Raw genomic sequence first — 3,185 nt, 5'->3', positions numbered from 1 at the left:
TTGTCTGATCGCAGCGATACGGCTCGGGCAGGCCGTGGGCTGTCCGATCGGCGGGTTGGTGGTTGCGACGTAGGTGGATCAGCGGCCCGGTCCATAGAGGCCGAAGACGAGCTCCGGGTCACCGGGACGCCAGGTGCCATGGAACTGTGACTTGTCGCCGTTGCGGCGGGTGCGTTCCAGCACCGCCCGTCCCACAGCGAGCTGGCGGCGTTCCCATCGCGGCAACGCCGCCTGGAGATCGCCCTGGGTGGCCACGAGGGCCTCGGCGAGTGCCCAGGCGTCGGCGGCCGCCTTGGCGGTTCCCGCGGCGGCGTGCGGTCGCAGGGCGAAGGCGGCGTCGCCGAGCAGGCAGACCCGTCCGAAGGCCATCTGGTCGACCTCGATGTCGAAGATCACCTGGACGAACGGGAGCTTGCTGCCCAGCACGATCTCGGCCAACTGGGGAGCAAGCTGGGCTGCGGCAACGGCCCATAGCTCCTCCAGATGCGCCTGGCGGGCCGCACCCGGAGGCAGGGTGATGTCGCGGCGGACCCCGTCCCGGTCGGTCATGAGGTCATCCAGTCCCTCCCCGGCGGCGTAGTTGCGGTACCACACGAAGTTGGCCAGACGACGGCCCAGGGCCACCGACCCGTCCAGCGCGGGGATCGGATACAGCAGGATGTGGCTGTTGGGCATGACCTGGTAGCTGATCGAGTCGGCCAGCAGGTCACGAACGCCCCGGCTGAGCTGGCGCTCATCGACGGTTCCCCGCCAGGCCACATAGCCCGCATAGGCCGGCCGGGCCTGGGGCTGCAGCATCTTGCGGGCGTTGGAGGAGATGCCGTCGGCGCAGACCAGCAGGTCATATGCGGCCGCGGAACCGTCGGCGAACCGCACTTGGACATGGTCGTCCTGCTGGGAGAAGCCGCTCATCTCCTTGCCGAGGTGGTAGCGACCTCGCTCAAAGCAGTCGAGCAGCGCACGGTAGATGGTGTGCCAGGCCGAGTACCGGTAGCGCCGGCGTTCCTCGTACACCACAGCGCCGTCCCGGCCGAGGTAGCGCAGGAAGCCGGTGGCGGTGGTGAACTGCTCCAGCTCTAGGTCGGTCCGCTCCCGGAAGTACCGGACGGTCTCGTCCAGCACGACGATGCCGGCCCCGCGGCTCTCCAGCTCCGCGGTCGACCGCTCGAACACGTCGACCTGGCAGCCGAGATCGCGAAGAACCAGCGCGGCGGTCAACCCGCCAAGCGAGCCTCCCACCACCGCAACCCGTGGCCATTCGCTCACCGGCACCCCCGGGGTCGCCCTTGCCCTCCCGCCTCGCGGGCACTAGTTGGCGGAGCGCGACAGCCGCTAGGGTTGCCCGAAGGTGGCCACGCTGTCGACGCGGCATTCAAACAGCACCCGCCGCTCGTCCATGGCCGGGTCGCGCAGCCCATAGGGCGGCTCGGCGCCGGTGTACTTGGTCCACGCCTGGTCGATGGTCTCGGTGGCCCGGCGCCCCTCGACCGGGTCGTTCTCATGGACCTCCCGCTCGACAGTGGCTTTGATGCTGACCCAGTGGTAGGCGTTCTTGGGGTTCATCAACAGCATGGTCACCTGCGGGTTGCGGCGGATCCACTCGGTCTTGCGGCGGTGCTCGGCCAGGTTGAGCAGCACCTTGTCCCCGGCGTAGTTGAACCAGACCGGCGTCAGCCAGGGCCGTCCATCCCCGCCCATCACCGCGATCACGGCCGTCACCGGCTCGTCGAGGAGCTGCCGGTACACCGGGTCGAGATCCTCGAGAGATTCCTTTTCCTCCCGCGACCCGACCGTGAACTGACCCTCGTGCACTCCCTGGGCCACGTCCTGGACGTTGGCGACCTTGAAGGACACAGCCATCCTCCTGTTCAGTCGAGCAGCTCCACGGTGACAAACCGCAGCCTGGTTTGGCCGGCGTTCTCAAGGTCGTGGATCATCGGGTCGGCCGGGGAGTGCTCGGAATACTGGGTATCGCCGACCTCGTAGCGTCGGACCTTGACGGTGCCGTCGGGTGATCGCTGGCGGCCGATCCCAGGGTCCACGACCGTCCAGAAGTACCGATGGGTGTGGGCGTGGAACGGTCCCCGCTCGCCCGGTGCCAGGTCAACCTCCCAGACCTTGATCCGGCCGTTCTGGAACCACAGCCGCGTGCCCACCTCAAGATTGCTCGCGGCGACGGCCAGCTCGTCCTTGAACTCGGCCGGATCGAAGGTTCCCTCCTCGGTGACCTCAGCCATGGGCCAACTCTAATCGAAGCCGAGGGCGCCCGCCGGAGCCTGGCCGACCGGGACCATCCGGCCGTGCCGCCACCGGATGGTCCGCACGCGGTGGCCCACCTGGCGCCAGCCGTCATCCAGGGCAAAGTTCCCCAGCAGCGTTGAGGTCGTCCACTGCCCCACCGTCTCGGCTACCAAGCCCCGGCGGTGGGCGACACGGGCCAGGTAGCCCGCGGCCGCGGCCTGGGCCGCCACATACGAAGGCTCCCTGCCAGTCCGGCGCCGATAGCGGTCGGCGAAGTCGGCTCCTGACGGCCCCACCTCAGGTCGCCGCCGGCTCGGCCACCACTGCACCGGACCGAGCACGCCCTCGGCGGCCGGACCGAGCTGCTCACCGAAGGCGGGAAGCCCCGCCGCCACAGCAGCCAGAAGCGCCGGCGCTCGCGGCCACCCACGGATACGGCGAACCACCGCCACGTCCTCCTCAAAACGACCAACGACCAACACGGCGGCGTCGGCGGCGCCGGTAGCGATCACCGAGTCCATCATGATCATCTGGGCGTCGATTCGCCGCTCGGCCGCACGTGCCACAGCGCCTGTGGCAACGGCCCGGGCGAACCGCCCAGGGCCACAGACGACCAGCAGCCGATCCAACTGACGGGCCATCGCCTCCTGGACGGCACCGTCGAAATAGGTCGACGCCGGCGCTGGGAGCGATACCAGCCCGGGCCGCGCGAGGTCATCGGCCGATCCACCGTGGTTGTAGAGCAGCCGCCCCGCATCGCACACCAACGGCGCCACCGCCCGAACCAGCCCACTGGCGTAGGGTCCAATCAGCAGGTCGACATCTTGGTCGAGCCAGGCGGCATAAGCCCGAAGCGCCGCCGACCGTGAGCCACCGTCGTCCACGACGGTCAACCGGACGTCATCCTCCTCCGCCCAGAGCTCTAACCCCGCGCCCGCCTCCAT

At 69.2% G+C, this 3,185-nt stretch carries 4 protein-coding genes; all 4 read right to left on the bottom strand.

The window, feature by feature from the left end; all coding sequences use genetic code 11:
• Positions 1-78: 78 nt before the first annotated feature.
• Positions 79-1,266 (bottom strand): FAD-dependent monooxygenase, encoded by a 1,188-nt coding sequence (locus VF468_13915; GenBank protein HEX5879388.1) that lies wholly within the window; start codon positions 1,264-1,266, stop codon positions 79-81.
• Between the two features lie 66 nt (positions 1,267-1,332).
• A complete protein-coding gene (locus VF468_13910; GenBank protein HEX5879387.1) occupies positions 1,333-1,860 on the bottom strand; it encodes a pyridoxamine 5'-phosphate oxidase family protein in 528 nt (175 codons plus the stop codon).
• 8 nt (positions 1,861-1,868) lie between these two features.
• A complete protein-coding gene (locus tag VF468_13905; GenBank protein ID HEX5879386.1) occupies positions 1,869-2,237 on the bottom strand; it encodes a cupin domain-containing protein in 369 nt (122 codons plus the stop codon).
• A 9-nt stretch (positions 2,238-2,246) separates the two neighbouring features.
• Positions 2,247-3,185 (bottom strand): ABC transporter substrate-binding protein (locus tag VF468_13900; protein ID HEX5879385.1); only part of this gene is annotated, 939 nt, incomplete at its 5' end.

The organism is Actinomycetota bacterium (assembly GCA_036280995.1).
Taxonomy (GTDB): Bacteria; Actinomycetota; CALGFH01; order CALGFH01; family CALGFH01; genus CALGFH01.
Note: the sequence above shows the minus strand (reverse complement) of the source record. Positions and strands in the feature narration are given on the sequence as shown.

What these genes read in the sequence shown, in the direction of transcription:
- VF468_13910 (HEX5879387.1), bottom strand. Translation starts at nt 1,860, where the DNA reads ATGGCTGTGTCCTTCAAGGTCGCCAACGTCCAGGACGTGGCCCAGGGA.
- VF468_13905 (HEX5879386.1), bottom strand. Translation starts at nt 2,237, where the DNA reads ATGGCTGAGGTCACCGAGGAGGGAACCTTCGATCCGGCCGAGTTCAAG.